The organism is Candidatus Eisenbacteria bacterium (assembly GCA_005893275.1).
In the GTDB taxonomy this organism is placed as follows: domain Bacteria; phylum Eisenbacteria; class RBG-16-71-46; order SZUA-252; family SZUA-252; genus WS-7.
Genome location: VBOW01000064.1, coordinates 1 through 26592 on the forward strand (window position 1 = coordinate 1; position 26592 = coordinate 26592).

The 26592-nt window shown below is 66.7% G+C and carries 18 protein-coding genes; 7 read left to right on the plus strand and 11 right to left on the minus strand.

Annotation, left to right across the window (positions count from 1 at the left end; genetic code table 11):
- Positions 1-73: 73 nt before the first annotated feature.
- Positions 74-445 (minus strand): hypothetical protein, encoded by a 372-nt coding sequence (locus tag E6K76_10390; protein TMQ57418.1) that lies wholly within the window; start codon positions 443-445, stop codon positions 74-76.
- Positions 446-596: 151 nt separating this feature from the next.
- Positions 597-995, minus strand: coding sequence for a hypothetical protein (locus E6K76_10395; GenBank protein TMQ57419.1), 399 nt, complete (start codon positions 993-995; stop codon positions 597-599).
- An 830-nt stretch (positions 996-1825) separates the two neighbouring features.
- Between E6K76_10395 and E6K76_10400 the strand changes: the two genes are divergently transcribed.
- Positions 1826-2863, plus strand: a complete 1038-nt coding sequence (locus E6K76_10400) for an EamA/RhaT family transporter (GenBank protein ID TMQ57420.1) — start codon at positions 1826-1828, stop codon at positions 2861-2863.
- Positions 2751-4967, plus strand: a complete 2217-nt coding sequence (locus E6K76_10405) for a DUF1929 domain-containing protein (GenBank protein TMQ57421.1) — start codon at positions 2751-2753, stop codon at positions 4965-4967. The genes E6K76_10400 and E6K76_10405 overlap by 113 nt, the downstream gene beginning before the upstream one ends.
- 76 nt (positions 4968-5043) lie before the next feature.
- Here the strand turns inward: E6K76_10405 and E6K76_10410 are convergent, their stop codons facing one another.
- The 8 genes from E6K76_10410 to E6K76_10445 all read right to left on the minus strand — a co-directional run bounded on the left by E6K76_10410 (position 5044) and on the right by E6K76_10445 (position 15536).
- Entirely contained in the window at positions 5044-5421 is a 378-nt protein-coding gene (locus tag E6K76_10410; GenBank protein ID TMQ57422.1) for a hypothetical protein, read from the minus strand.
- Positions 5422-5473: 52 nt separating this feature from the next.
- Positions 5474-5821 (minus strand): cupredoxin domain-containing protein, encoded by a 348-nt coding sequence (locus E6K76_10415; protein TMQ57423.1) that lies wholly within the window; start codon positions 5819-5821, stop codon positions 5474-5476.
- A 1-nt stretch (position 5822) separates the two neighbouring features.
- Entirely contained in the window at positions 5823-8957 is a 3135-nt protein-coding gene (locus tag E6K76_10420) for an efflux RND transporter permease subunit (protein TMQ57424.1), read from the minus strand.
- A 10-nt stretch (positions 8958-8967) separates the two neighbouring features.
- Positions 8968-10497, minus strand: coding sequence for an efflux RND transporter periplasmic adaptor subunit (locus E6K76_10425; protein ID TMQ57425.1), 1530 nt, complete (start codon positions 10495-10497; stop codon positions 8968-8970).
- Complete coding sequence (locus E6K76_10430) at positions 10497-11831, minus strand: TolC family protein (protein ID TMQ57426.1); 1335 nt, start codon at positions 11829-11831, stop codon at positions 10497-10499. Before E6K76_10430 ends, E6K76_10425 begins: the two co-directional genes overlap by 1 nt.
- Positions 11832-12559: 728 nt before the next feature.
- Positions 12560-13453: an Fpg/Nei family DNA glycosylase gene (locus tag E6K76_10435; protein ID TMQ57427.1), complete on the minus strand. Its 894-nt coding sequence runs from the start codon at positions 13451-13453 to the stop codon at positions 12560-12562.
- Positions 13454-13456: 3 nt separating this feature from the next.
- Positions 13457-15055 (minus strand): methyltransferase domain-containing protein, encoded by a 1599-nt coding sequence (locus E6K76_10440; protein ID TMQ57428.1) that lies wholly within the window; start codon positions 15053-15055, stop codon positions 13457-13459.
- Between the two features lie 34 nt (positions 15056-15089).
- Positions 15090-15536, minus strand: a complete 447-nt coding sequence (locus E6K76_10445) for a GatB/YqeY domain-containing protein (GenBank protein ID TMQ57429.1) — start codon at positions 15534-15536, stop codon at positions 15090-15092.
- Between the two features lie 93 nt (positions 15537-15629).
- Between E6K76_10445 and E6K76_10450 the strand changes: the two genes are divergently transcribed.
- Positions 15630-17342, plus strand: a complete 1713-nt coding sequence (locus E6K76_10450; protein TMQ57430.1) for an OmpA family protein — start codon at positions 15630-15632, stop codon at positions 17340-17342.
- On the opposite strand, the gene E6K76_10455 is transcribed toward E6K76_10450, so the two are convergent.
- Entirely contained in the window at positions 17339-18562 is a 1224-nt protein-coding gene (locus E6K76_10455) for an NAD-dependent epimerase/dehydratase family protein (protein TMQ57431.1), read from the minus strand. The two genes, E6K76_10450 and E6K76_10455, sit on opposite strands and share 4 nt — an antisense overlap.
- Between E6K76_10455 and E6K76_10460 the strand changes: the two genes are divergently transcribed.
- The 4 genes from E6K76_10460 to E6K76_10475 all read left to right on the plus strand — a co-directional run.
- Positions 18472-19152, plus strand: coding sequence for a CDP-alcohol phosphatidyltransferase (locus tag E6K76_10460; protein TMQ57432.1), 681 nt, complete (start codon positions 18472-18474; stop codon positions 19150-19152). The two genes, E6K76_10455 and E6K76_10460, sit on opposite strands and share 91 nt — an antisense overlap.
- 332 nt (positions 19153-19484) lie before the next feature.
- Positions 19485-22493, plus strand: a complete 3009-nt coding sequence (locus tag E6K76_10465; GenBank protein TMQ57433.1) for a hypothetical protein — start codon at positions 19485-19487, stop codon at positions 22491-22493.
- 13 nt (positions 22494-22506) lie between these two features.
- On the plus strand, positions 22507-23766 hold the full coding sequence (locus E6K76_10470; protein TMQ57434.1) for a PorV/PorQ family protein: 1260 nt from the start codon (positions 22507-22509) through the stop codon (positions 23764-23766).
- A gap of 25 nt (positions 23767-23791) precedes the next feature.
- Positions 23792-26592, plus strand: a 2801-nt coding sequence (locus tag E6K76_10475) for a tetratricopeptide repeat protein (GenBank protein ID TMQ57435.1), incomplete at its 3' end; no start/stop codon positions are given.

Consider the following 26592-nt stretch of genomic DNA (forward strand, 5'->3'; position numbering starts at 1 on the left):
GTGTCGTTCGCCAGCGCGCGGAGCGGCACACCGGCCAGGAGAGCCGCGACAACGAGGCACGTTGTTGCGCGCATCATTGCCTCTCCTTCTTCCGCACCAACGTCATTCCACATTTCGGGCACTTCGATGGGATGCTGTCGGTCACCTCTGGGTGCATAGGACAAACATAGAGAGCGGTTTGCTGCGTAGATCGGAGCGTCTGCGTTGACTTCGTTGAGGGCGGCGCCGGTCCGCCCTGCTTCTTTGCACCGCCACCGGATCCATGCTCGGGGCGGCTCGGGGATTTGAGGTGCTGTGGCGTGGTGGGGGTGGTCTTACTGTCCGCGGGCCGCTCGAATCCGGCAACCTCGACCGGCTGATCGAACTCATCCGGCCGCAGTCGGGAACCCGCGACATCGGCGGGCGCCTCCGCCGCACGCGGATTGGCCGGGTCGGACGCCGGCACTCGCGCCGGCCGGGCTCCCGCCCCACAGCCGGTGAGCATTGCCGCGAAGAAGAGCGCAGTGAGCCTCGGAACCTTTGTCATTTCCTACTGCTCTCCTCCTGCAGCCGTGCGCTCACGATGCGTCCGGTCGGCCCCGCGCTTCACACCGGGGCTACTTCTTCGTATTCACGCTCATGTCGGACGCAGCCTTGACCTCCGAAACGTCGATGCCCTTCATGCCGCCCCGCTCCAGGAGGGCGCCGCGGACCGACACAGTCTTACCGGCCATTCCCTTCAGGCTGTTGTAGGGGTCTGGGTTGTCATGGTTCATCACCAGTAGATACGTTGTGCCCTGCGAAGTCAGGAGCCCTATGGGCATGCCGGCGTTGATGCACTTCGTCGCACACGACACGTGGCTCGCACCGCGAGCGGCGTGACCGAGGTAGCACCCGGTGTCCACGACCTCACCCGTGATGACCGCAGACTTGTGCTTGGACATTTCGTGCGCTCCCGCGCCCAAGGGGATTCCGAGGAGCGCGGAAAGCGATACAGCGATGACTGCGCGTTTCATAGTGGTTCCTCCATACGGATATTCCGTGACCTAACCAACCGAGCCGAATACGACGCGGCTGATGCTTGGTGGATTGGAAACTGAACTTCTGCGGAGACCCGCGACAGACGCGCAGGCTCTTCCGATCACACGGAAGCGCGTGGAGTGGCGAAACGACCGCCACGCGACTTGCAGCGGCTCGAGGGCTAGCTTTTAGGAGCGGAGAACAGTGTACAGAGGCGCGGGAACAGGTGGGCCGAGAGCATCCTGGGTCGGCTTCGGACGGAAACCGGGCCGAGCCGTTGCCACTGGGGGATCGCCGAATGCGACCGAGAGCGCCGCGAGGGTTGAGGTGGACCCCCGATCGGAGGGCCCCGTGTAGGCTTCGACCTTGTTCATTGGTTGGACGCGTTCGCACAGCATCCGCGGGCACGGGGACCTGCCGTGGTCGGCCCGCTTTCCCTGGCCTTCCTCTCCATCCTGATGGCAGGCATCTCGGTGCTGGGCGCCCTGCGCACATACGTAGGCGCAGAGAGGAGACAGGAATATACCCCAGAGCACCAGCGCAGATGCAAAAGCTGAAACCCATCGACGGGGTTGCCGCGTCGCCGACCCGGGTCTTGGGGCAAAGGGCTTCATGGCTCGTTTAGGATGCTTCCAGGGACCGTGCGGTTACAAGACGTTTCTCTCCGCTGGGTCAAACACCGTGTATTTCCGTGTGGTTCCATGAGCGGCTGGCGAGCTTCATAGCGTGGTTAGGATGCTTCCGGGCGCGGTGCAGTTGCAAGAGGTTGTCTCCAGGACGATCCAATTGACCGAACCCATCCCTGGAGCGCATCGTCAGCAGCGTCATGCATGTGTCACCCGCCCTTCCCGTTGCCTACTGCCTACTGGCCGCCATGCTGTTCGGCGCCTCCACACCGGTCTCCAAGGCGCTCCTCGGGTCCTTCGGCCCCTTCACGCTCGCCGGACTCCTCTACCTCGGGGCCGCGCTTGCCGTCATTCCATTCTCCTTCCGCGGCGGGTCTGCTGAATTGCGACGCGATGGCCGGCAGAGGCGCCTGCTCGGCTCCGCGGTGCTCTTCGGCGGTGTCGCGGGCCCAGTGTTCCTCCTGTTCGGCCTACGCGCCTCGCCGGCCGCTTCCGTCTCGCTCTGGCTCAATGTCGAGGTCGTGGCGACCGCTCTCCTTGCGTGGAGCTTCTTCCACGAGCACCTTGACCGCCGCACAGTGATCGCCGCTGGGTCGGTCCTCCTCGGTGGGCTCCTTCTCGCCGCACCGGCGGGAGTCGCAGGTCTGCGCGCGGGAGCATGGGTCGCCCTTGCGTGCATGTGCTGGGGTCTCGATAACAACCTGACCGCACTGGTAAGCGGTTTCACACCTCCGCAAACTACAGCCGTGAAGGGCCTCGTTGCAGGAACCGTGAACCTCGCGCTCGGGGTTCTGTTCGAAGGCTCGCCACCCGCGGGAATCGCACTCCTTCTCGCGTTGCTCGTCGGGGGCCTCGCCTACGGATTTTCGATCGCGCTCTACATCTCGGGAGCTCAGCTGCTCGGCGCAAGTCGATCCCAGCTCCTTTTCTCAACTTCGCCGTTTTGGGGCGTCGTCCTGGCGTGGACGCTCTTCCGCGAGCCGGTGCTCCCGGCACAGATCGCCGCCGCACCGCTCATGACCGCGGGGCTCTATTTCATGCTCACGGCGCGGCACGAGCACGAGCACACGCACGTCGCGATGTTCCACGCCCACAGCCACCGACACGACGACGGTCATCACAACCATGTCCACCCGGGGCTGCCGGCCTGGGTGCGACACACGCACGCGCACTACCACGAACCGACGACCCACACCCACCCACACGTGCCGGACTTACATCACCGGCACGAGCATTGACCTTGTCAGGGAAGTGGATCACGTGCTGGTGAAACGGTCCGCATCTGCGCGCCGCCTGCCCCCGATGGTATACAATCAGACGCGCTTAAGACGCCTAAGAGGTGCCGGAATGACGCTAACGACCGCCACGACACTTACGCTTCTGCTCACCCTACTCGCCCCGGGTGCCGCTCTCGCGGGCGCCATTCGCGGATTTGTGCGCACACCCGGCGGTCAGCCGCTCGTCCAAGCGCGGGTCACGCTCATGAGCCCGGATACGGTCGAGTTTCGGGAGCGTCGAACGGATCCAGCGGGTCGGTTCATCTTCGGGTCAATCGCCCCCGGTTCCTGGATCCTCGGGGCTTCCAAGAGGGGAACCGCCTACGCGGAGACGCTCCTCGCTCTCGGCGGGAGCGACCTCGACGTCGATTTCACCCTCGGTCCGGACCCGCACTTGGGTCGCTGGTCGGTGATCGGCACGACGGATCCCGAGAACCTCTACGCGACCAATTCCGGAAGCCTCCTTCCAGACGGACGCATTCTTTACTGCCATAACACGAAAGATCCGGTGATCTTTGATCCGGTCACAGGCACCAAGTCGTTTCCGGTCTCGTCTCCTTCTCAGCAGGGGTGCCACGTCACCTCGCTGCTGGAAGATGGGCGTCTCATCTTCATCGGTGGCCAGGGAAGCGACGACTTCCGCGACGCAATCCGAACCGTCAAGACCTTCAACGGAACGTCGGGCGAGTGGCTCGTGCTCCCTGATTTGATCGAGGAGCGCTGGTACCCCGGGCTCGCCCGGCTCGCCGACGGCAGGCTTCTCGTGATGGGCGGAGGGCAGAGCCCCAATGCTCAGCGCACTCCCACGTGCGAGATCTACGACCCCTCATTGACTCAATGGAGCCCCGCTGCCCCGATGTCGCTCGCCTCCGATTACCCGCCTGCCGTTCTTCTCTACAGCGGCAAGGTACTCCGCTCCTGGTGGCCGCCGCAGCTCTACGATGTCACGGCGAACACGTGGCAGGACACAGGGGCCATGGTGCAGTCCGACCGTCTTTGGCCGGGCCATTGCGATCACTCCCTGGTGCTCCTCCCGGACGGGCGCGCCTGCGCCGTTGGGGTGGAGCGCGGGTCTCTCACCTCTCCGACCATGATCGAGCGCTACGACCCGGGGAGCGGCACCTGGTCGCTGGGAGCCAACGCGTCGGCCACCCGGTCACGCCCCGAGGTGGTCATGCTCCCTACCGGACAGATCTTCGTGGCCGGCGGAAAGCTCGAGGATCCGAACCCGGCGATCCCGACGAACGCCTTCGGCCAGGTGAAGCTGACGGACCTCTACGATCCGGTTGCCGATCTGTGGCGGCGTTGCGCCGATATGAAGTGGTTCCGCGAATACCACGCGACCACGGTTCTGGTGCCCGACGGAAGGGTGGTCACCGCCGCGGGTACGGGCGGACCCGCCCAGCCCGGTGTGAGCAACGAGGTCGAGGCGTTTGAGCCCTACTACCTCTTTCGGGGCGTAAGGCCGCGGATCAACGCCATCGCGCGCACGCAGCTCCACCACGGATCTCCGGTCACGCTGCAGGTCTCCCGAACGGATAGCGTGACTTCGATCGTCTTGATGGGAACCGACGCCGTGACGCACTGGGTGAACGGCGGGGTCCCCCGAGTCCTCTCGCTTCCCTTCGAGCAGTCCGGCGGCCTCGTCACCGCGACGGTCCCCACCGATCCCAACCGGGCGCTGGTCGGCCACTACATCCTATTTGCCATGGTGGATGACATTCCCTCCTCTGGCGTCATCGTTCATGTTGGGCCACCCGCGGCCGGACTCCCCGAGGACGCCCCGCCGCGGAGTCTCGTTGCGCGCGGAAGTCCCAATCCCTTTTCGAACCGCGTCCTCATTGAATGGTATCGGCCGAGGAGCGGCCCCACCGGGCTTGCGCTCTTCGATGTGCAAGGTCGGCGGATTGGACGCATCCCGGCAAGCGGGACCCGCGAGGGCTGGCAGCAGTCGGCTTGGGACGGGCGGGACAGTTCGGGCCGCGAGGTGCCCGCGGGCGTCTATTGCGTGAAGGTCGAGGGCCAATCGGACGTTGTGGTCACGAAGATCGTTCGGTTGCGGTGAGGTCCGCGCCGCGACGTGTTCCTTGCGGCGCGCGGGCATGACCCCGCGCGCCGACGCCCCAGGGATCGCGTACTGCTTACTTGGTCATCGGCTTGATCGAAGCAACGTCCATTCCCTTCACGCCGCCGCGCGTCATGAGCGTTCCGGTGACGGTAACTTTCTTCCCAGCCATCTCCTTCAGCTTGTTGTATGGGTCGGGATTGTCGTGGTTCATGGTGAGAAGATAGAGCGCACCCTGGTTGGTGAGCAAACCCATGGGCATTCCGCCGTTGATGCATTTGCCCGCGCAGCTGATGTGACTCGCTCCACGTGCGGCGTGGCCAAGATAACAACCGGTATCGACAATTTCCCCGGACAGGGTGCTCACCGCGTGCTTGGACATCTCGTGCGCGCTTGCGTTCAAAGAAATTGCGATGACGGCCACTGCGACGAGTGCGCTGATCTTGCGAATCATGATTCCCCCTTTTCGAAGAGTTACCCTTCGCCTTATCGGCCGCGGGGGACCGTTATTGCACAACAATTTTCCCCGAGAGCATTTTCATTCCGCATACGTACGTCATCTCGCGCTTTGGTGAGGCCGGAAGGCTGATTTCGACCGCTTCGTTCAGCGGAAGCGCCTTGCGGACGTTCTGCTCCGGGAACACGATCTCCTTCGCGCACGTCTGATCGGTCTTGCGCGTCACGACGAGCGTGACCGGCCTTCCGGCGGGGACGGTGATCGTGTTCGGCGTAAACCCGGCGTCGGTGACCGCGATGGCGAATCGAGTCCCGGTGCTCGCGACCTCTTGCGATTCACGCGCGCAGCCCGCTCCTAGGACCGCGACCAGAGCCGCGGCCATCATCAGCTTGTACATATCATGCTCCTTTCTCCGCCCTCTCGGGCAAGCGTCGGCCTTTCCACCAGGCGAAGATCGCGGGGTAGACGGCCAGCTCCAGAATGAACGACGTAACCACACCGCCCACCATCGGCGCCGCGATCCGCTTCATGACGTCGGCGCCGCTTCCCTGCCCCCACATGATCGGGAGAAGCCCGAAGAGAATCGCGCACACGGTCATCATCTTCGGCCGGATGCGGTGCGCGGCTCCTTCCACGATGGCGTCGGTGAGATCCGACCGGTCGCGCAGCGCGCCGCGCGCCTGGTGCTCCTGATAGGCGAGCTTGAGATACAGGAGCATCACGACCCCAGTTTCGGCATCGAGGCCTGCGAGCGCGATCATCCCAACCCAGACCGCGACGCTCAGATGGTAGTGAAGGATCCAGAGGATCCAAACCGCGCCCACCAGCGAGAACGGCACCGCGAGCATCACGATCCCCGCTTCCGGCACCGAGCGGAGGTTGAAATAGAGAAGCGCGAACACGAGGAGCAGGGTGAGCGGCACGACGAAGGAAAGCCGCGCCTTCGCGCGCTCGTAGTACTTGAACTGGCCCGTCCAGTCGATCCGATAGCCGGGCGGCAGGCTCACGACGCGCACGACGGCCCGCTTCGCGTCCGAGACGTAATCCGCGAGCGCGCGATCGGCGACGTCCACCGAGACGAGCCCCACGAGCTGCCCATCCTCCTCCTGGATCATGGGCGGCCCTGTGCGAAACCGGATGTCCGCGACCTGGGCGAGGGGCACGGGCGTGCCCGACGGAGCGGGCACGAGGACCCGCTGGAGCGCCTGCGGATCCTCCCGGAACTGGCGCGCGTAGCGGACGCTGATCGTATAACGCTCTCTCCCTTCGATCGTCTGGGATGCCGGCAGACCGCCGATCGCCGACTCGATGACGTCCTGGATCTGCCCGACGGTGAGCCCGTAACGCGCCGCCTCTTCCCGGCGGATGTCGAAGTCGAGGAAGTACCCACCGGTCACGCGGTCCGCAATCGCGCTTCTGGTTCCGCGCACGTTCTTCAGCGCACTCTCGATCTGGATCCCGATCCGCTCGATCGTCGCCAGGTCCTGCCCGTACACTTTCACCCCGACGGCGCTCCGCACCCCGGTGGCGAGCATTTCGTTCCGCGTCTGGATCGGCATCCACCAGATATTCGGCATCCCCGGGAAACGCATCTTGGAATCCATGTCGGCGATGAGAGCCTCCCAGGTCATGCCCTTCCGCCACTGCGACTCCGGCTTCAGCGTCACGACGGTCTCCGTCATCGAGAGCGGCGCGGGATCGGTAGCCGTTCTTGCCCGACCCATTTTCCCGAAAACCGTCGCGACCTCGGGAACCGTCTTGAGCCTACGGTCCATCTGCTGGAGCACCGCGCCGGCTTCCGTCGCGGAAATGCCCGGCGGTGCCGTGGGCATGTAGAGGACGGTGCCCTCGTTCAAGGGTGGCATGAACTCGCTTCCCAGCGTGAGGAACACCGGAATGGTTGAGAGCAGGAGGATCCCGGCTCCCGCCGCCACCGCGCGCCTGTGACGCACCGCGAACCGGACGACCGGGATGTACGCGTCGATGAGGCGGCGGGAAACCGGATGCTCGCGCTCCCCGCGGATCTTCCCCCGGATGAACCAGGATGCGAGTGCGGGGGTGAGCGTGACCGCGAGCAGAGCCGCGAACGCCATCGAATAGGTCTTGGTGAACGCGAGCGGCCTGAAGAGGCGCCCCTCGGTCGCTTGCAGCGTGAAGATCGGAAGGAACGAGACCGTGATCACGACGAGCGCGAAGAAGATGGGGCGCCCGACCTCCTGAAGCGCCTGGATCACGATATCGTCCCTGCGCCCCGGACGACCTCCCGCCGCCCAGGCCTCGAGCTTCTTGTGGACGTTCTCCACCATGATGATCGACGCGTCCACCATCGCTCCGATCGCGACGGCAATCCCTCCCAGGGACATGATGTTTGCCGTGAGGCCCTGCCCCGCCATCGGGATGAACGCTAGGATGACCGCGATCGGCAGCGTGAGGATCGGGATGAGCGCGCTCCTCAGGTGATAGAGGAAGAAGACGATCACCGCGCTCACGATCAGCATTTCCTGGATCAGCTCGTGCCACAGGGTGTTCACGGCGCGATGGATCAGCTCGGAGCGGTCGTAGGTGACGACGAGCTTCACGCCTGGAGGGAAGGATCGCGTCACTTCCTCCAGTCGCTTCTTCACGCCCTCGATGACGTGCAGGGCATTTTGCTTTTGCCGCATGATCACGATTCCGCCGACGACTTCGCCGTCGCCGTTCAGCTCGGCGATGCCGCGCCGCTGCTCCGGTCCCAGGTGGATTTCTCCGAGATTTCGGAGGGTGACGGGGACGCCTTCCGCGGAGACCTTGACCGGGATGGATTCGAGGTCGCCCAGGGAGCGCACGTAACCGCGTCCCCGGACGAAATGCTCGTGCTCGGCGACCTCGATCACGCTCCCACCCACCTCGTTGTTCGAGCGCCGGATCGCGTTCGCCACGTCCTCGATCGAGACCTTGTAGGACTCGAGCCGGTCCGGATCGAGGTCGACCTGGTACTGCTTCACAAACCCACCCACCGAAGCGACCTCGGAGACGCCGTCCACGCTCTGGAGCCAGTAGCGGAGGTACCAATCCTGGAACGAGCGAAGCTGCGCGAGGTCGTTCTGTCCGGTCGTGTCGACGAGGGCGTACTCGAACACCCAGCCGACGCTTGTCGCGTCCGGTCCGAGCTTCGGGGTCACCCCTTCGGGAAGTCGTCCTTGGATCGCGGAAAGATATTCGAGCACGCGGCTTCGCGCCCAGTAGAGGTCCACGCCGTCCTGGAACACAACGTAGACGAAGGAATCGCCGATCATGCTCAGCCCGCGTACATACCGCACGCCCGGCGCGCCCCGGAGGGCGGTCACGATCGGGTACGTGATCTGGTCCTCCACGATATCCGGGCTGCGCCCCATCCACTCCGTGGAAACGATCACCTGCGTGTCGGAGAGGTCCGGTATCGCGTCAAGCGGAGTGCTCCGAAACGCGCGCACGCCGAATCCGACCGCGACCATGACCACGACGAGGGTGAGCGCGCGATTCTTCGCGCACCAAGCGATGAGGGGTTCAATCATGGATGCGCCGCTACCACTTCTGTGCCGCGGACTTGAGCCTGCTCTCCGCCGCGACCAGAAAGTTTCCGGAGATCACGACGATCTCCCCACTCTTGAGCCCGCTCACGACCACGTAGTAATCGCCCGCCTTCGCGCCCAGCGTGACCTCCCGGGGCGTGAGGCGACCGTCGCCCAGGTCCACGAAGACGATCCGTCGATCCCCCACGTAGAGGACCGCGCTCTCCGGCACGGCCAGACGCTTCCCGAGCGGCGAGTCCAGGACCACGTCCAGGAACATATCGGGCTTCAGGTCGCCACGGGCATTGGGCACCTCAATACGGACCTGCGCGGTGCGAGTCTCCGGATCGAGGTACGGACTGACGAACGCGACCCGGCCCCGACGGCTCCGTTCCGGGAGGAACGGCGTCAAGATCGTGGCGGCCATTCCGGGGCGCACGAGCGGCAGCTCGTACGGGTAGACGTTGGCGATCACCCACACCGGATGCGTCGGCGCGATCTTGTAGAGGGTTTGCCCCGCGGTGAAGGAGCTCCCCCGCACGACGCTCTTCTCGAGCACCACACCGCCGACGGGCGCCACGATCGGGAGCTCCTCGATCGGCACACCGACGCGCGCGATGGCATCGATCTCGGATGCAGGAATGTCCCACCGGAGAAGCCGCAGACGCGCCGCGTGGGCGAGCTCGCGGCTTGCCGGATCGGCCGCGCTGTCCACGCCTTCTGCGCCGACCCCGGGCGCCATCAAGTACTCCTGCTGCGTCGAGACGAGCTCGGGACTGTAGGCGGTGAAGAGGACCTCGCCGGCCTGGACCGTTTTTCCCGTGTAGTCGACCTTGATGTCACGCACCCAGCCCGAGAACTTGAGCGAGATCTCGGCTCGCCGCGTCTCGTCGTACGCGACACGGCCCGCCGCACGGATCATGGCCTGGAGGTCACGGATGTCGACAGGGGCGGTCCTCACCCCGATCGCTTGACGCCTGGACGGGTCGATCAGGACGGTGCCGGGCACATCGCTTTCCGATTCTCCGGCGCCAGCCTGCGCCGCTCCCGGGGGGCTCGACGGCCGTGTTCCGCCCGAGAACGCGAGCCCCTTGAGGCTGGTGCTGAGTCGATAGGCAGCTCGAGCGGGCGCACCCTCCTTGCCGCGGATCGTGAGGTCCACGTCCCACTCCCCGGCCATGGCGACGCCGTATGTGGCCTCGTAGATTCCGGGGGCAACCTCCTTCACCGCGCCGCGGCTTTCCATGCGCGGCATGGCGCCCATCGCCGGCATGGAGATCACGGCTTCCACCGCTGCTCCCGGGACCGGCGCACCCAGAGTGTCCCGGAGCGTGATCATGAGCTTGTTGTCTCCGACGGACGGAGTCTCGGGCAGATTTCGCACGGCGATCCGGAAGGGGCCGACCTCCTGCATCCGTGGGCCCGGCATCGCCGCCCGATTTTCCGCGGTCCGCTCCCTTTTGCCGACACACCCTGCGATCGCGCCCGCGAAGAGCGCCACGCACACGGCGAGGGCAGCCCCATGACCCATCCTGAGATTCATCACTTCTCCTCCTGCGAAGCCTCGGCGGGGGCCACGCCGACCGCGCGGTCCAGATTCGCGAGCGCTTGGAGATTTGCCACCCTCGCCGCGTCGAGCTGGAGACGCGCGCGCGCCACATCCCGCTCCGCGTTCAAGAGGGCGGGAAAGTCCAATCGATTGTTCTCGTAGCTCGCTCGAATGGCCAGGAGCACCCGCTCCGCGGAGGGCACCACCCTATCCTGTAAGATGTGGATCTCGTGCCATGACTCCCATACCTCGGCCAGGGCGGACTCCACCTCGGACGCGACGCGAGCTTCCGATTCCTGACGGCGAGCCTCGGCTTGCTCCACTCCCGCACGCGCTTCGCGCTCCGCTGCGCGGAGACGTCCGAGCTGGATCGGGAGGTTGAACGCGACGCCCACCGACGGCCTCACCTCGGCCGCCTCCCAGTAGCGATCGTACCGCGCCGAAAACGTGAAATCGGGAAGGCGCTGCCGCCGCGCGAGCGATAGATCCGCCTTGCGCGCCTCTCGCTGGGCCGCCCAGCCTCGAAGCTCCGGCCTCAGCTCCTTGGCGAGCTGCTGGAGTGAATCGACACGGGACGGCACACCACCCTCCGTGATCTTCTGCGGCGGATTCGAGAGCGGGCTTCCCGGATCGCGCTGAAGAAGGGCGTTGAGCTGCGCTTGGAGGACCCGGCTCTGCCGCGCCAGAGCGATCTCCTGTTGATCGAGCATCGCGAGCTCCATCTCCGCTTGCAGCACGTCCTCGAGCCCCGCGGAGCCCGAGGAGTATTTGGTGAGGGCGACCCGGCGCAATTGTCCGAGGAGATTCTTGAGCTCCGCGTTCACGCCCTGGCTCCGCATCACGAAGTAGCTCTCGTAGTAGGCGCGCCGCGTCTCGCGGATCAAATCGAGCCGCGCGCTCTGATAGTCCTCCCCGATGGCCCGCGCGCTCGCCCGCGCCGCGCGTCCTTTGAGCCCTCGCTGTCCGAAGATCGGAACGCGCTGCGAAATCTCGACCATGTACGCAGGATCGACGGAGCTGCCGCTCCAAGTTCGAGGCGCCGAGGAGACCTCCACCATCGGATCCTCGAAGGCCGCCGCTTGATCCGCCGCCGCCTGGGCCGCGCGCCAGGATGCGCGCATGGCCCCGAGCGTGGAATTCCTCGCCAATACCGCGCGCTCCAGTAGCCGAAGATCGAGCGACGGCGTGAGGAGCAGCGAATCGAGCGACGGGGACGGGGCCCCGGGCCCTACCGGGATCCCCGCCTCTTGGGCGGCGATTCCAGCCGGCTCGCCGGCAAGAAAACCGAGCGTTATAAGCAGCACGAAACATACAAATGGAAACGACATGGAAGAGACCACCTCCCTGAACCTGGGTTCGGGCTCCGGGCCGCGCCGAATGGGAAGGCGCGGCAGGAAAATCAGCTGCGCCGGCGACGCACGATCCCCCTGCGACGGACGCGCCGCGGAGGACGAGCCGGGAGTGATCTTCTAGAGGCGGAGGGTGTTGTTACGTGTGACCGGCGAGTCGCTACTTCGGAGGGAGGGTGGGTGAGACGAAGGGAACGCTGGCGCTAGGGTCGGGGCGCCCGACGGACCCGCGGCGAGCGTCGATACCGGTGCGGCGGGGGATTCCTGCGCTCGCTGAAGCGACGGGACAACCCCTGGAGTCGGGGACGTGGCCGAAGCGGTCCCGAACCGGCAGCACGACCCGGCTGACACGGAGGTCGCGCGGTTTGGAGCGACGGCGACATCGCACCGCGCGCAGAGCGGAGCGGACGAGCGCTGCATGGAGCACACGAGACCGCTCGCGGCAAGAGGCGCGGCCTGGGCGGTCCCTAGAATGCCTAGAAGAATGAAACTCGCGAAACGTCTTGCCATTGAGAATTCTCCCGATGGGAACGCCCCGTAAAACCCCGGACAACAGGAGATTGCTCCCGGGCGCCCTCCCCTTCAAGTCCTTAGATAGGGCTGACCCCGGGCCGCATTGGAAGTATCGACCGCGGTAACCCCCAAGTTTACCCTAGACTTCCGGGCGGCGTGGCCCGGGCGGTGTGGCCCGGCCTCTGCCGGCTCGATCACTTGAGCAGCCTCGAGAGCCTGCGGTCCTTGAGCGGCTTTCCGCCCGTCTGGCACCCGGGGCAATAGAAGGTCTCGTGATCCACGAAGGATACCCGCGCGATCGCGGCGCCGCATCGCGCGCATCGCTCCCCCGCGTGGTCGTGGACCCGGTAATGCTCCTTCGGCTCACGTTCGGGTAGCTCGCCTGCCGCGCTCGCGCGGAGCTTTTCGACCTGCTCTTCGACTACGGCCAGAACTGCCGCGTGAAGCGCCTGGATCTCCTCGGGGGTAAAGATGCCCGTGAGCTTCATCGGCGAAAGCCGCGCCGCGTAGAGGATCTCGTCCGAAAGCCCGTTTCCGATTCCCGCGATCGCCCGCTGATCGGTGAGGAATGTCTTGATCCGGCGGGAGCCCGCGCGGAGCGCGTCGGAGAGCCGCTCGAGCGAAAGCTCACCGTGCGAGGGATCGGGGCCGAGACGGCGTAGCTCCGGCACGTCGGCGAGATCTTCCGCGAACCAGACCTTCGCTCTCTTTTCCTTGCCGTGCTCCACCAGCTTGAGCGCCGTGCCGTCGTCGAAATCGATCCGCGCCGAGAGCTGCTTCGGCTGCTTGAGGCGCGTCGAGCCTCTCGCACCCCCTCCCCGGCTCCCCGAGTCCGACGCATCACCCATCGAGATCCTCCCGGCGCGCATGAGATGGACCACGATCGCGCGGCGCGACTCGGTCTCGAGCGCGAGATATTTCCCAACCCGCGCGGGCAGACTCAGGAACTCCCCCACGAAGCTCTCGGGAGAGGGAGACGCGGTCTGCAGTAAGGCGGGTTGGCGGATCCGAATCGACTCGATGCGCCGCCCGGAGATTCGGGCCGCGAGGTTCTCGGCCAGAATCTCGAGGAACGGAAGCTCGGGCACGAGCTACTCGAGTCGCGTGGCCAGAATGAGCTTGGAGAAAAGGGGTGGGCCAAGGGGGCGGATGAAGCGAATTCCAAATCCTGCCTGGGTCAGCCAGCCCGAGATCGTTTCCGCCGGGTAGGCGCGGCCATGATCGAAGAGCACGTACATGAGAAGGGAGAACATCGTGCCTTCGGGGGGTTTCGTTTCGTCCGGTTCGTTCATCATTCCGTGGACCAGGAGGGTCCCGCCTGGGCGCAGCGCCTCGCGCGATTTCGCGAGGATGATCTTGTTGACCTCTTCGCTCTCGGTCTGCATCAAGTTGGAGAGCAGAACCGCGTCGACCGGGGCCGGGAACGGATCCTGTCGATAGTCGCCGGTACGATACGTGATCCGGTCCTCGAGCCCTTCGGCGGTCAAGATTTCGTGCGCCGCTTCGATCGTCGGCGCGAGGTCGAGGAGGATCGCCTTCAGATCCGGGGTCGCACGCGCGTATTCAGCGGCAAAAATGCCGGAGCCGCCCCCGACGTCCAGGAGGGTCGAGCCCGGCAGAAGCGGCGCCATCTCGACGAGGCGCCGAGCCGCCTGCCTGCTGTTGGTGTGAACCGCGCGGATATAATCCCTGACCTTGAGCGGGTCGCCTCCCAGAAGCGCGTCGCTCGAGAGCCGGTGGAGCGGAACCCCCTCCTTCACGCCGCGTGCGAGATCGCCCCACGTGCGATAGAGATCGGAGGTGAGATCGAGCAAGCCGGTCGCGTCTCCGTCCACACCCGGCACGACGAAGGGGGCGAGCTCGCGCGGGAGGACGTAGGTTGCTCCGTGCTTGTGGAGCAGGCCGAGCCCGACCAGCGCGTTCAGGAGGCGTTCCATTCCCCGCGCATCGGCTCCACAGCGACGCGCGACATCGTCCGCGATCTGGGGCTTCTGGTGAATCGTCGGGAAGATGCCCAGAGAATGGGCGGCGAGCAGGGCGGCCGATGCCTGGTAGGCATAGAGGGTCCGGCGAAGGAGTACGACCGGCGACTCGTCGGCGGCCGGAATCGGGCGCGGCGGCCCTTCCCCGGCCCGCTGGACCCCCACCCGATTCGGTCTGCGGATCCGATCCGGCCGGGGGGGACCGACGCGACCGCCGGGGCGCTCGTGCGGACGCGGCCCGCGATGGAGCGGCGCGTGCTGCGGCCGCCCCCCCCGGAGATGCGGACTACGCTGCTGATTTTGAACCAGGAATTCGAGCTCTTCGGGCGGGATCCGGTTTCCGTATTGAGGGTGGTCCTTGATGACGGGCTTGCCGCCCGTCCGCGGATGCTCGGCTCTCGGGTGCGGCTGCCGGGGAGGTCTCGGCGGTCCGCCGCTCCCGCGGCGCGACCAATCCCGCTCCCCCGGCTTCCCCGGGCGATGGGGTCTTGGCCCCCCCGGGCCCTTCCCCCAGGCAGGCTTCGCGTGCGGCCGCGCCGGAGGAGGCCAGCGCCTGGCGCCACCCGGGTCGTCGTTTTGCTGGCCGCGCCGAATCGGCGGCGGACCTTCGGGCCGGTCGGAGCGGAACGGACGCTGCGACGGGACCCGGGCCTGGGAGTCGGAATCAGACCTCGGGGCTCTGTGAGCGGTGCGCTTGACGGGCTTCATAGGAAGGCTGGAATCATACCACGACGGACCGGGCTCAGGACAGGGAAGCTCTCACGAGGTCGCTCAGGAGCCTGCCGTCGCCTCGCCCTTGCGCGCGGGCCTGGATTTCCTTCATCACGCGCCCCATGTCCTTCATGGACGTCGCTCCGAGCTCGGAGATCACCGCGCGGACCAGTTCGCGCGATTCCGCCTCGGACAAGGTCGTCGGCAGGTACTCCTCGACGACCTTGAGCTCGCCCGCGATCCTCGTCACGTCGTCGGTCTTGCCGAGCTTTTGATATTCGGCGATCGAATCCTTCAATTTCTTCGCGTACGCCTGGAAGGCCCGGATCGCGTCCGCGTCGGGCAACGTGGTGATCGAGACGTCCTTCTTCTTCTCGATGAGGACTTGGCTGCGAAGCATCCGGAGCGTCGAAAGCCGCGCTTGATCGCCGCGTTTCAAGGCCGCTTTCATGTCCTCGTTCAGACGATCCTCGAGCATCGGCGCGAGTATACCAGAATGTTGACAGCGGGATGAAAAGCCGCCAGACTGCCGCCTTCCAACCCCATCCCGTCGGTCTTCCGGAGGAACAGAATGATCCGGTCTTGCGTCCGAGCCACGCTCAGCGTCGCCGTTGCCGCTGTTCTCGTCGCGACCACGGCGCGCGTGACGCTCGCGGTCGAGGAACGGGTATGGCTCTCGCTCGAAACCGGAGTCGATTTGTACGACGTCGAGCAGGCGCTCCGCGACGGACCCGGTTTCGGAGTGCGCGCGACCGGATTCCTGACTCGATGGGCGGGCGTCGAGGGCCTCTACCATCGAGCTTCGCCGGACCAGGAGTCCACGAGCCGCGGCGGCGCGACCTACTCCCACTACGGCGCAGGCTTGATCCTCACGCCGCAGCGTTACGCCTGGGCGCTTCCTTATCTCTACGGCGGAATCGGCTCCGTCAAGGTGGAGCGCGACGGATTCGGCGCCGCCGCATCGAACAGCGCGCTCCACGGCGGCCTCGGCGCGGTGTTCCGCGCCGGAGAGCGAATCGGAATTCGATTGGACGCGAGAGACGTGAGCTACAAGCAGGAAGGCGGCCCCGGCCGTGCGACGCGGGTCCATGAGTTCCAGGTGTCGAGCGGCATCACGGCCTTCTGGCTGGGGCGGCCGCGCGACACCGACGCGGACGGGGTGCCGGACAAGAACGACCGCTGCCGCGACACGCCGAAGGGTGCGGTCGTGGACGCAGGGGGCTGTCCCCTCGACACCGACAAGGACAAAGTCTTCGACGGGCTCGACAAGTGCGCGGGGACGCCGGAGGGGGCGGTCGTGGACGCGAACGGGTGCCCGCTCGATACCGACGCGGACGGAGTCTTCGACGGCATCGACAAGTGCCCGGACACGGCCAAGGGAGTCCTGGTGGACGCGCAGGGATGCCCGATGGATAGCGACGGCGATCTCGTGTACGACGGACCGGACCAATGCCCCAACACGCCGAAAGGGTCGAAGGTGGACGCGAGCGGCTGTCCTCTCGACGCGGACGGAGACGGCGTCCCGGACGGGATCGATACGTGCCCCTTCACGCCGGCGGGCGTGGCGGTGAACGCCGGAGGATGCCCGGTCACGCTGTCCCCCTACGAACGCGAGTTGATGGACGACTGGATGATTCGTCTCAGCGATATCGAGTTCGTCGCGGACTCGGTGCGGCTCGCGCCGCAAGGCATGGCGCGAATCGACTCGGTGGGCGCCGTGCTGGCGCAGTGGCCGATGCTCAAGCTCGAAGTCGGCGTCCACTCGGACAACCTGGGCGAGGACGCAAGACGGCAGCCGCTGAGCCATTTGAGGGCGCGCGCGATCCTCCAGTACATCTACTCGAAGTACCCGAGCTTGAACGCGAAGAACTATTGGTACACAGGCTACGGCGACACCCAACCGATCGCGTCGAACAAGACCGCCGAGGGACGGGCGCGTAACCGGCGCGTCGAGTTCCGTCTCATGAACATGGACGCGCTGACGGAGGAGCGGGAGCGGCGCGAGGGGCTGGGAACGACTCCGGTCCCCCCGGCGCCCGGCCTGCCCCGGAAGGCGCCCGACCAGTCGATGCAGGAGCCGGCGCCGAGCGCGCCGCCCGCATCCCCAGCCACAGCCGGCCGCGCCCCCCGGAACCGCGCCCGCGGGGGCCGCCGAGCCCATCCCCGCCGCAACCAAGGGGCGGGGCGCGCCGATCCCACCGGCCCCGGCGCCGCCGGACTCGATCCCGCCGGCGCCGTCCCCGCCAGATTCGACGCCGCCGCCGCCTCCGCCGGCTCCGGCTAAATAGAGGCGCGGCGCCGGGCGGAATCCTCCCCGGCCCCGATCATCGCGGCCAACGTGGAGCGAAGCGGCGTCGGCTGGAGGCCGAGCTCCGCGCGCGTCCTCGCGTTCTCCACGGGGGCCAGACGCTTCAGATGAAGCACGAGCTCCCGCGGCAGCACCAGCTGCCGCAGAAACGAATGCCGCGGCAGTAAGGGAGTGAGGAGCCCCAATTCCTCGACGAGGAGATCCGGAAGCCGGCGCCGCGGCACCGGCACGCCGGAGATCTCGCTCAGCAATTCGTAGACCTCGCCCAGGCGGCGGCACTCTCCGGTAATGAAATACCGGCGCCCACCCCGCCCCATCACCAGGGCGGAGGCCACGCCGCGCCCAACGTCCGAGCCATCGCTCGCCGCGAGCCACACCTGGTTCAGGAATTGAAACGGAAGCTCGCCGCTCACGAACGCCTGCACGAGGCCGCCCAGAATCGTCGGGGCACCGGGCTGCGCGAGCACGCCGGGGCTCACGACCATGGTGGTCATGCCGCCCGATCGATTCGATTCGAGAACCATCGCCTCGGCCTCGTATTTCATGCGCACGTACTCGGACTCGTAGCGCCCCTCGGGGAGCGTGTCCTCGTCCACCGGCCGGCTCAAGTCGTCGCGCTCCTGCACGGTGCCCGTGTACCCGATCGAAATGAAGATCCGGACGCCCGCGCTCTGCGCCTCCTTCAGGAGCGCCTCGGTTCCCGCCACATTGATCCGCCGCTGGGCGTCCCGCGCCAGCCTCGCGAAACCTGTGCGAGCCGCGGCGTGGATGAGGACGTCGCAGCCCTCCGCGATCCCACGAAGCGATTCGGGACGAGCGAGGTCCCCACGGGCGGTCTCGATCGCAGGGCGCGACTCGGGATCGCCGCGGAGGTCCCCGCGAGCGGGGAAATCTCGCAGAGGGTCCTGATGCTGGAGGACCCGTATCGGGGCGCCGAACCCCGCCAGGGACGGCAGGATGGCGCGGCCGATCGTGCCGGTTGCTCCGGCGACCAGGATTCGATGTGGACGGTAGGGAGATCGCATGTCGGTCTGCGCGACGGGCGCGCGAGCCTCGAGTTTATCACCTCCTTGACCCGGAGGCCCCGTTGGCGTCTTCTCTAGCCATGGGCGCCGACACGCCGACCCACGAACGAAAGTCCATCTTCTTTCTTGCCGGGTTCGAGCGCCGGGTTCTTCCCCGGATTGCCGCCGCATTGCCGCGCTGGGTGGTCCCCGATCATCTGACGCTCCTGGGCGTGCTCGCCGCGACCTGGATCGCGATCGCCTACGGTCTCTCCAACCGCGATGAGGCGTGGCTCTGGGCGGCGAGCGGCGGGCTCTTGGTCCACTGGTTCGGAGACAGCCTGGACGGAACGCTCGCCCGCGTCCGAAAGATCGAGCGGCCGCGCTACGGCTTCTACCTGGACCATCTCACCGACGCCTACTCGACCACGGCGATCGGGATCGGCCTCGGGCTTTCACCGTATATGCTTCTCTCGGTCGGCCTGGCGATCGTGATTGCGTACCTCGTGCTTTCCATCAACGTCTACCTCGAGACCCATGCGTTCGGCGAGTTCCAGTTCGGGTACGCCTGGATGGGACCCACCGAAGCTCGCGCGCTCCTGATCGCCTTGAACACGTTCGCGCTCTTTCGGCCCCCGCTTCCATTTCATGTAGGCGTCGTGGGCGCGACGATCTTCGATGTGATCGGACTCATCGGGGCCCTGACGATGGCGGTGCTCCTGATCGGGCGTGTCGCGCGGAATCTGAAAAGACTCGGCGCGATGGAGCCACCGAAGAGATGAAGAGCGATTTCTGCATCCTCACCGCATGACCCGTCTCGCGGTCTGCAATAAACCCCCTGGCCCATCGCGGCCAACCCGTCCCACGCCGCGCCGCACCCCGGTCTGATTTCGTTCGGCCTTGCGTCTTGCGACGCCGCCGCTCGCTGAGTCCCAACCGGATGGGAGCAGAAAGGGTTCCGCCGCGCATCCTGCAACGAATCCCGGCACGCGACCTGCTTGATGCCGCGTTGTCGGGGATTGCGTCCACCCAGGACGCATCATCGCGGCGGAAAGCCGATAGGGCTCGCCCGCCGACGCAGAACATCGACAGAACGTACTGAGGAGGTGTCGACGTGCGCCAAGCATTTCGCGCGGCTCGCGCGGGAGCGTGGCTCGCTCTGATTTGCGCCGCGCTCAACGCCGCCCCCGCCCTGGCGGGGCCGTATACGCGTTTGCAACTCCTGCTGCCCGGTGAGAGCGCGGCGCCCGGAACGTCCTCGGGAAAGATCGGGACGCCCCGAGCCCAGACCACGGGCGTGCCGTTCTCGATCACGGTGCGGGCCTGCGACACCGGCTGGAACACCGTGGCCGGCGTGGCCAACGCGATTCAGATCCTGGCCTCCGACGCGAGCGCCACGTTGCCCGCGCCGGGACAGCTCGTGAACGGCACCGCCGTCTTCGCAGTGACCTTCAACGCGGGCGGCACGTTCACGGTCTACGCGCACGACCAGACCGACGCCACCATCCCGGACGGCGCTTCCTCCGCGGTGCTATGCCAAGTTCTCCAAACCTTCGACATCTCGACCCTGGGGAAGAATCAGAATGTCGGGGTTCCGGTGACGGTGACGATCACCGCGCGGACTCCGAGCGGCGGGCTTGTGACCGGGTTCTTCGGCGACGTGCGGCTCCGTGAGTTCACCAGCTTCGGCGAGGGCCGGGTCTCGCCTCCAACGGTCACGATGAGCGGCGGCAGCTGGACGGGCGGCGTGACGTTCTACCGGGCGGACGACACCAACCATCCGCGCGGAAACGTCTACCTCCAGGCCGAGCTCGCGAGCAATCCATCGAAGAACAGCGCGAGCAACCCCTTCAAGGTCTACGCCGGCTCGTTCAGCCGGGTCCAGATCATCGTACCGGGCCAAGCCCCGCTCCCTGGGAGCATCTCGGGGCTCACCGGCAGCCCCGCGACCCAGATCGCCGGACGTTCGTTCAACGTCCAGCTGTACGCAACCGACGCGTACTGGAACCCGGTTGGCGCGTCCGATCAGGTGCGCGTGACCTCGAGCGACGGAGCCGCGAACACGCCCCTCTCCGTGTCTTTGTCGAACGGGTTCCGCCAGTTCGGCGTCATCCTCAACACGGTCGGGATCCACACCCTGACGGTGACGGACCAGTCGAGTGAGTCTCGGACCGGCATGACCACCGCCGGGATCGCCGTGATCCCGAGCGGAGCCGACCACTTCGTGATCGGGACCATCGCCTCGCCTGTCGTGGCCGGAGCACCGGTGTCGGTGACCATCCGCGCCACCGACGCGAGCGGCAACACCATCCCGAACTACGCGGGCGACGCGATTCTCGTGGCGAACACGGGCTCCGGCAGCATCTCGCCCGAGCTCATAACGTTCGCGAATGGGACCTGGTCCGGTTCCATGACGTTCTTCGGCGCGGGAAACGCGGTCTCCTTCCGGTGCTTCGATTTCTCGGCGCCACCGCGCAGCGGGACGAGCAACAGCTTCGTCGTCCAGCCCGGCCCGTTGGCCGGCCTGCAGGTATTGCTCCCAGGGGAGACGCCGAGGGGCGGCACCGTCACCGGGAAGCAGGGGACCCCCCTGGAGCAGACCGCCGGCGCGCCTTTCACGCTGACGGTGCGCGCGGTGGACTCCTACTGGAACCTCGTCCCCGGAATCGGCCACCGGGTCGCGCTCGGTTCGACCGACGCCTTCGCGAGCATGCCCGCCGAGACGACGCTCGCCAACGGGCAGGTCCTGATCCCGGCGCGTCTCTATAGGAGCGGGGGTCAGCGCATCTGGGCGAGCGACGTCGACAACACGTCGGTCCATCCCGACACGTCGAGCGCCGTCACCATCATAGGCGGAACGTTCTCGAGGGTCCTGATCTTGGCGCCGGGGGAGTCCCCCGCGCCGGGCACCTCGACGGGCCGCAACGGAACCGCGACGGACCAATCGATCAATTACGCGTTCACCGTCACCGTCATGGCCGCCGATCAGTGGTGGAATCCGGTCGGAGGCGTGAGCGACGTCGTGCACGTCGCCTCGGGCGATCCCCTGGCGCAGCTTCCGCCGGATCAGGCGATGGTGAACGGCGTCGCCCAGATGTCGATGCGCCTTTCGACCGGTGGATTCCAGCAGATCAGCGTCTCCGACGTGACGAACCCATCGAAGCAAGGGAGCACGACCCAAGTCCGGGCGATCTCGAGCGGGTTCCATCTCGAGGCTTCGGTTTCCCCCACGAGCGCGCGCGCCGGTGAGCCGTTCACGCTCACGGTCAAGGTCACGAACGACGCCGGGAGCGTGATCCAGGAGATCAACTCATTCGTGACGATCGAGGTGCGGAACGCGTCCAACCAAGCCGCGGGACGGGGGACCCTCCTCACCACCCAGTTCCAGCTCCTCCAAGGACAGCGCGCCATCTCGGAGACGTACACCTACCCCGAGCCGATCGTCATGGTGGCGCGCGACGACGCGGGGAACGCACCCGCGACGAGCAACGCCATCGCGATCACGCCGGGACCGCCGTCCGCGGTGCGCCTGAGCAGCGATCCTCCGTGGCTTGGTGGAAACAAACACGCGACGATCCTGGCCCGCGTCGTGGACGAATTTGAAAACGGGGTCCCCGACCAGGCGGTTTCCTTCAGCCTGCTCTCGGGCACCGGAGCGCTGGGCGCATCCGACAGCATGACCAACGCCGCGGGTGAAGCGCGGGCCGACTTCGTGAGCCCCAGATACCCCGAGCACGATCGGATCCGGGCCTCGTCGAACGGACTCACGCGCGACCTGGATCTCGAGGTGGCGTTCGTGGATCCGACCGTCGGCGGCGGGACGGCATTCAGCTATCCCAATCCGTTCCATCCGCCGGAGCAGCCCGCGACGATCGCCTACAAGATCAACGACGATGCCGCCGTGACGCTCCGAATCTTCACGCAGGGCGGAACCCTGGTCTTACGACAGGACTTTGGCCGGGGCGACCTGGGCGGTCGCGCGGGCCTGAACTCGTTCCTCTGGAACGGGAGGAACGGCAAGGGCGAAGTGGTCTCGAGCGGAGGCTACATCGTGTTGATCGAGGCCCAGGGCACGGGTGAAACCCTACACGTCATCCGCCGCAAGATCGCGGTGGTTCGATAAGCGAGGAGGATCCATGAACCGCATGCTCGTTGCCGCTGTCCGGAGCCTCGCGCTCGCCGCGGCGCTCGCAGTCGTCACCGGCCCCGCGTGGGCCGAGGATGAAACAGGGGGCGCGCCGGGATCGTGGCTCTCCGAATACGTGGGGGCCCGGACCTTGGGGTTGGGCGGTGCCTTTGTCGGCGCGGCCGACGACGCCTCCTCGGTCGTCTGGAACCCGGCCGGCCTGAGCATGCTCGTGCCAAACGAGCTCCGCTTCGACATCGCACGGCTCTTCGAGGACACATCGGTCAGCGCGTTCGAATTCGCCGTTCCCGGCAACAAGCTGCCGAGCTTCGGCCTGAGCGTCCTCACCCTCCGCTCCGGCAACTTCGAGCGCACGAACGAGCTGAACGATCCCCTCGGAACGTTTCAGGAGAGCCAGACAGCCTACATCTTCACGATGGCACGCGCGCTGACGCCGCGGGTTTCGCTCGGGGTCAACACGAAGCTTGTCCGCCAGAGCATCGAAGACTTCAGCGGCGGCGGGGTCGGCTTCGACGTCGGCGGGATCTTCAACCTCACCCCGACGCTCCGTGTCGGCGCCTCCGCGCTCAACCTGGGCGGGCCGAGCATCACGCTCCGCAGCTCCCAGGAGACCTATCCCACCCAGTTCCGTGGCGGATTCTCGGCGGGCGTCCTCCGGGGACGCGGCCTGATCACCGCGGAGCTGGACCATACGCAAAACGCGAGACTCACGATCCACGGCGGCTCCGAGTACTGGGTGCAGCCCGCGTTCGCGCTCCGGGTAGGCATGAATGACCAGCACGCCAGCGGCGGGTTCAGCTACCGCACGGGGGGCCATTACCAATTCGACTATGGCGTATCGGATCACGTCCTGGGCATCGTCCACCGGATCGGGATTTCCTATCGATTCGGCGGCTTCTACGCGAGCGCCAAGGCGGAGCCCGAGATCTTCTCGCCGACCGGAGAGAGCGCCGTCACGAAGATCCTGCTCGGTTCGCGCACCAAGTCCGAGGCGGACAGCTGGAGCCTCTCGCTCATCAACAAGACCGATGAAGTCGTACGCAGGTTCGGCGGCAAGGGCTCGCCCCCCGCCCATTTGCTTTGGGACGGTAAGGACGAGAGCGGCATGCCGCTCCCGGACGGCATCTACCGTTACCAGCTCGTCGTGCACGACTCGGTAGGGAGAGAGATCGTGAGCCCGACGCATACCGTCGAGATCTCGACCGGTGGGCCGCAGGGCGCCGTGCCGGTGATTCCGGTTCAGCCGTAACCCCATCGCCCGGAGAGCTCCGAAGATGACGCGAATGAAGCGGCGCATACCCATGCCACTCCCGGTCCTGCTCGGTGCCACGCTGGCGGCCGCCCTGGTCGCGGCCCCGGCCCTGGCCGGCAAACCCAAAGCGTCGGAAAGCGGGCAGCCTTCGGGAGCCACGCTCCAGGAGGCCGGCTTCGCCTTCGAATCGGCTCGGCTTCTGAGCGAGGCGGAGCGGACGGCCGGGCTGGAGGAAGCCCTCCAGATCGCGTCCCGGGCCATCGAGCACGGGCCGGACGAGCAGAAAGACGCAGCGCGGTTTCTCTCGGGGGAGATCCGTTACGAGCTGCGCCGATTCGGAGAGGCCGCGGCCGAGTTCCGCCGCGCCGAGAACGGTTTCGAGAAGACCCCGTTCGCGGACGACGCCGCCTTCGCCGCGATCCAGGCCATCGAGGCCTCGGGGAAGGACGCCGAGGCGGCGAAAGCTTGGATCGACTGGGAATCCAGGTACCCGCAGAGCCCGCTCATGGGCGAGGCGCGCCTCGCGCAGGCCTGGAACGCGCTCCGTCGCGGTGAAACGGCCGCCGCGCAGAAAACCCTGGCCGCCCTGACCGCGTCGCGCCCCTGGTACGCCGCCGATCCGCGGGGGATGCTCGCGCTGGGCGTGGCGCTTTTTCAGCGGGGCAAGCCGGCCGAGGCGCTGGCCGCGCTGGGTCCGAAGCCCGCGGGCGCTTCCGCGATCTATCTTCGCGCGCTCTGCTTCCGGGCTTCGGGATCGCTCCTCAAGGCCGCGGCCGCGTTCCAGGACGTGGCCGACCGCTATCCGGAATCGAAGCTCCGCGACTACGCGCTGCTCGCGAAAGCGGACGCGTTCCTGAAAGCAAAGGATTACCGGAGCGCGGCCGAGGAGTTCGCCCGCGCGGCCGAGCGGGTCCACGACGAGAAGGTGCGCGCCGAGGCGGAGCTTCGGTCCGCGGGCGCGGTCTACCTCGCCGGCCAGACCGATTCCTCCCTCGCCATGCTGCGCGGCGTCGTGGAGGGGCACCCGGGCACCGACGTCGCCGCCCGCGCGCAGTTCCTCGTAGGCGAGACGCTGATCGGGAAGAAGATGTACGCGGAAGCGATCGTGGAGCTGAACCGCGTGCTCGCCACCTATTTTCAGCATTCCGTGGCCGCGAGCGCCCAGTACCGGGTCGCGCGCTGCCTCGACGCGCTGGGTCGTCGCGCGGATGCGACCGGGACCTACCAGGCCGTCGTTTCGGGCTATCCGCTGGAGCCAGAGTCTCCAGCCGCCGCGTATCTCGCGGGCGTAGGTCTCCTCTCGCAGAACCGCCCCCTGGCCGCAGCGCCCTATTTTCAGATCGTGCTCGACCGCTACGCCTCCCGGGCCGATTCCTCCTCCACCCTTACCTTCGCCTCGCCCGAGCTGGCGGGTCTCGTCGACGCGGCGCTTTGCCTCCTCGAGTACTCCTACCACAGAGCGGGCGACATCGGGCAGCTCGCGGGCGTGCCGCACCTCCTGCTCCAGCGGATGCCGCCGAGCCGCTCGCCGTGGCGCGCGTGGGCTCTCTTGATCGACGCCGATGCTTCGGCGGCTCAGGGGCGTTATGCGGAGGCACAGACCACCCTCGAGCGGCTCACTCGCGATTTCCCGAGCCATCCGATCGGAGCGTCCGCGACGAAGCTTCTCGCGTGGACCTACGCACGGCAGGGACAGGACAGCCTCGCGGTCGCGTCCGAAGAGCGGCTCGTCGCCCAGTTCGGCGCGTCAGGCGACGCGTCGGTCGTGAGCGGCGCGCTTCTCGACATCGCTCATTACCGCTTCAACCAGAAGCGGTATCGCGACGCGGCGGCCATGTACGACATGTTTCAGAAGCGCTTCCCCAGCCACCCGTCGCGGCTCACGGCGCGCTATCAGGCCGGGCTTTGCTACAGCCGGCTGAATCGCGCCGGAGACGCCGTCGACCAGTGGGAGGCGATCGTGAAGGACAGCGCCAGCGCCCCGATTGCCGAGCGCGCCTGGGCGCGCGCGGGAGACCTTTACTTCCAGGCGCAGCGATATGCCGAGGCGAAACGGTGCTACACCGGGCTGCTCGAACATTTTGCCGCGACCGATATCGCGGCTCTCGCGACGCTCCGGCTCGCGCAGTGCGAGTACAATGCCGGGAACGACGCGGCCGCGCTCGCGGGGTTCTCGAAGGTAGAGGAGCAGTTCCCGGGCACGCCCGCGGCTCGCGAAGCGAAACGCGGCACGGAGCTCTCACTCTACCGCCTGGGTCAGAGCGCCAAGGGGACCGAGGTGCTCGAGAGGCTGATCCAGCAGTACCCTTCGAGCGCCTTCGCCGCCGACGCGCAGTTCCAGGTCGCGAAGCGGCACTATCAGGCGAAGCACTTCTCCGAGGCCGCCGACGGCTTCCGCCGCGTGGTGAGCCAATTCCCGGGCTTTTCGGCCGCCGACCAGGCCCAGTTCCTCCTGGCTGATTCCTACGCTCAAGCCGGCTCGCTCGATCAGGCGCGCCTCGGCTACGAACAATTCCTCTCGTTTTTCCCCGAGAGCGATCTCAGGGCCACGGTAGAGTTCCGGCTCGGACTGCTCGAGTTCGAGGGAAAGGAATACTCGCGCGCGGCGGTGGCGTTCACCCGGGTGCTCGAGGAAAGCGTCTCAGCCGATATCGGCTCGGCATCGCGATACAACCTTGCGCTCTGTCAAAAGCTGCTCGGTCAGACGGACGAAGCGCGCGTGTCGCTCGAACGCTATCGCGCGGACCGGCCGCATGACTCCCGCACCGCCGACGTGGCGTACCAACTCGGCGACATGAACGAGGCGGCGGGCCGTCCGAAGGA

Excerpts from the sequence above, each read along its gene's own strand:
- E6K76_10455 (TMQ57431.1), bottom strand. The coding sequence starts at position 18,562 with ATGCGGCGGCAATCCGGGGAAGAACCCGGCGCTCGAACCCGGCAAGAA.
- E6K76_10425 (TMQ57425.1), bottom strand. The coding sequence starts at position 10,497 with ATGAATCTCAGGATGGGTCATGGGGCTGCCCTCGCCGTGTGCGTGGCG.
- E6K76_10450 (TMQ57430.1), top strand. The coding sequence starts at position 15,630 with ATGATCCGGTCTTGCGTCCGAGCCACGCTCAGCGTCGCCGTTGCCGCT.
- E6K76_10420 (TMQ57424.1), bottom strand. The coding sequence starts at position 8,957 with ATGATTGAACCCCTCATCGCTTGGTGCGCGAAGAATCGCGCGCTCACC.
- E6K76_10445 (TMQ57429.1), bottom strand. The coding sequence starts at position 15,536 with ATGCTCGAGGATCGTCTGAACGAGGACATGAAAGCGGCCTTGAAACGC.
- E6K76_10410 (TMQ57422.1), bottom strand. The coding sequence starts at position 5,421 with ATGATTCGCAAGATCAGCGCACTCGTCGCAGTGGCCGTCATCGCAATT.
- E6K76_10460 (TMQ57432.1), top strand. The coding sequence starts at position 18,472 with ATGGGCGCCGACACGCCGACCCACGAACGAAAGTCCATCTTCTTTCTT.
- E6K76_10395 (TMQ57419.1), bottom strand. The coding sequence starts at position 995 with ATGAAACGCGCAGTCATCGCTGTATCGCTTTCCGCGCTCCTCGGAATC.
- E6K76_10470 (TMQ57434.1), top strand. The coding sequence starts at position 22,507 with ATGAACCGCATGCTCGTTGCCGCTGTCCGGAGCCTCGCGCTCGCCGCG.
- E6K76_10430 (TMQ57426.1), bottom strand. The coding sequence starts at position 11,831 with ATGTCGTTTCCATTTGTATGTTTCGTGCTGCTTATAACGCTCGGTTTT.
- E6K76_10400 (TMQ57420.1), top strand. The coding sequence starts at position 1,826 with ATGCATGTGTCACCCGCCCTTCCCGTTGCCTACTGCCTACTGGCCGCC.
- E6K76_10415 (TMQ57423.1), bottom strand. The coding sequence starts at position 5,821 with ATGTACAAGCTGATGATGGCCGCGGCTCTGGTCGCGGTCCTAGGAGCG.
- E6K76_10440 (TMQ57428.1), bottom strand. The coding sequence starts at position 15,055 with ATGAAGCCCGTCAAGCGCACCGCTCACAGAGCCCCGAGGTCTGATTCC.
- E6K76_10405 (TMQ57421.1), top strand. The coding sequence starts at position 2,751 with ATGTCCACCCGGGGCTGCCGGCCTGGGTGCGACACACGCACGCGCACT.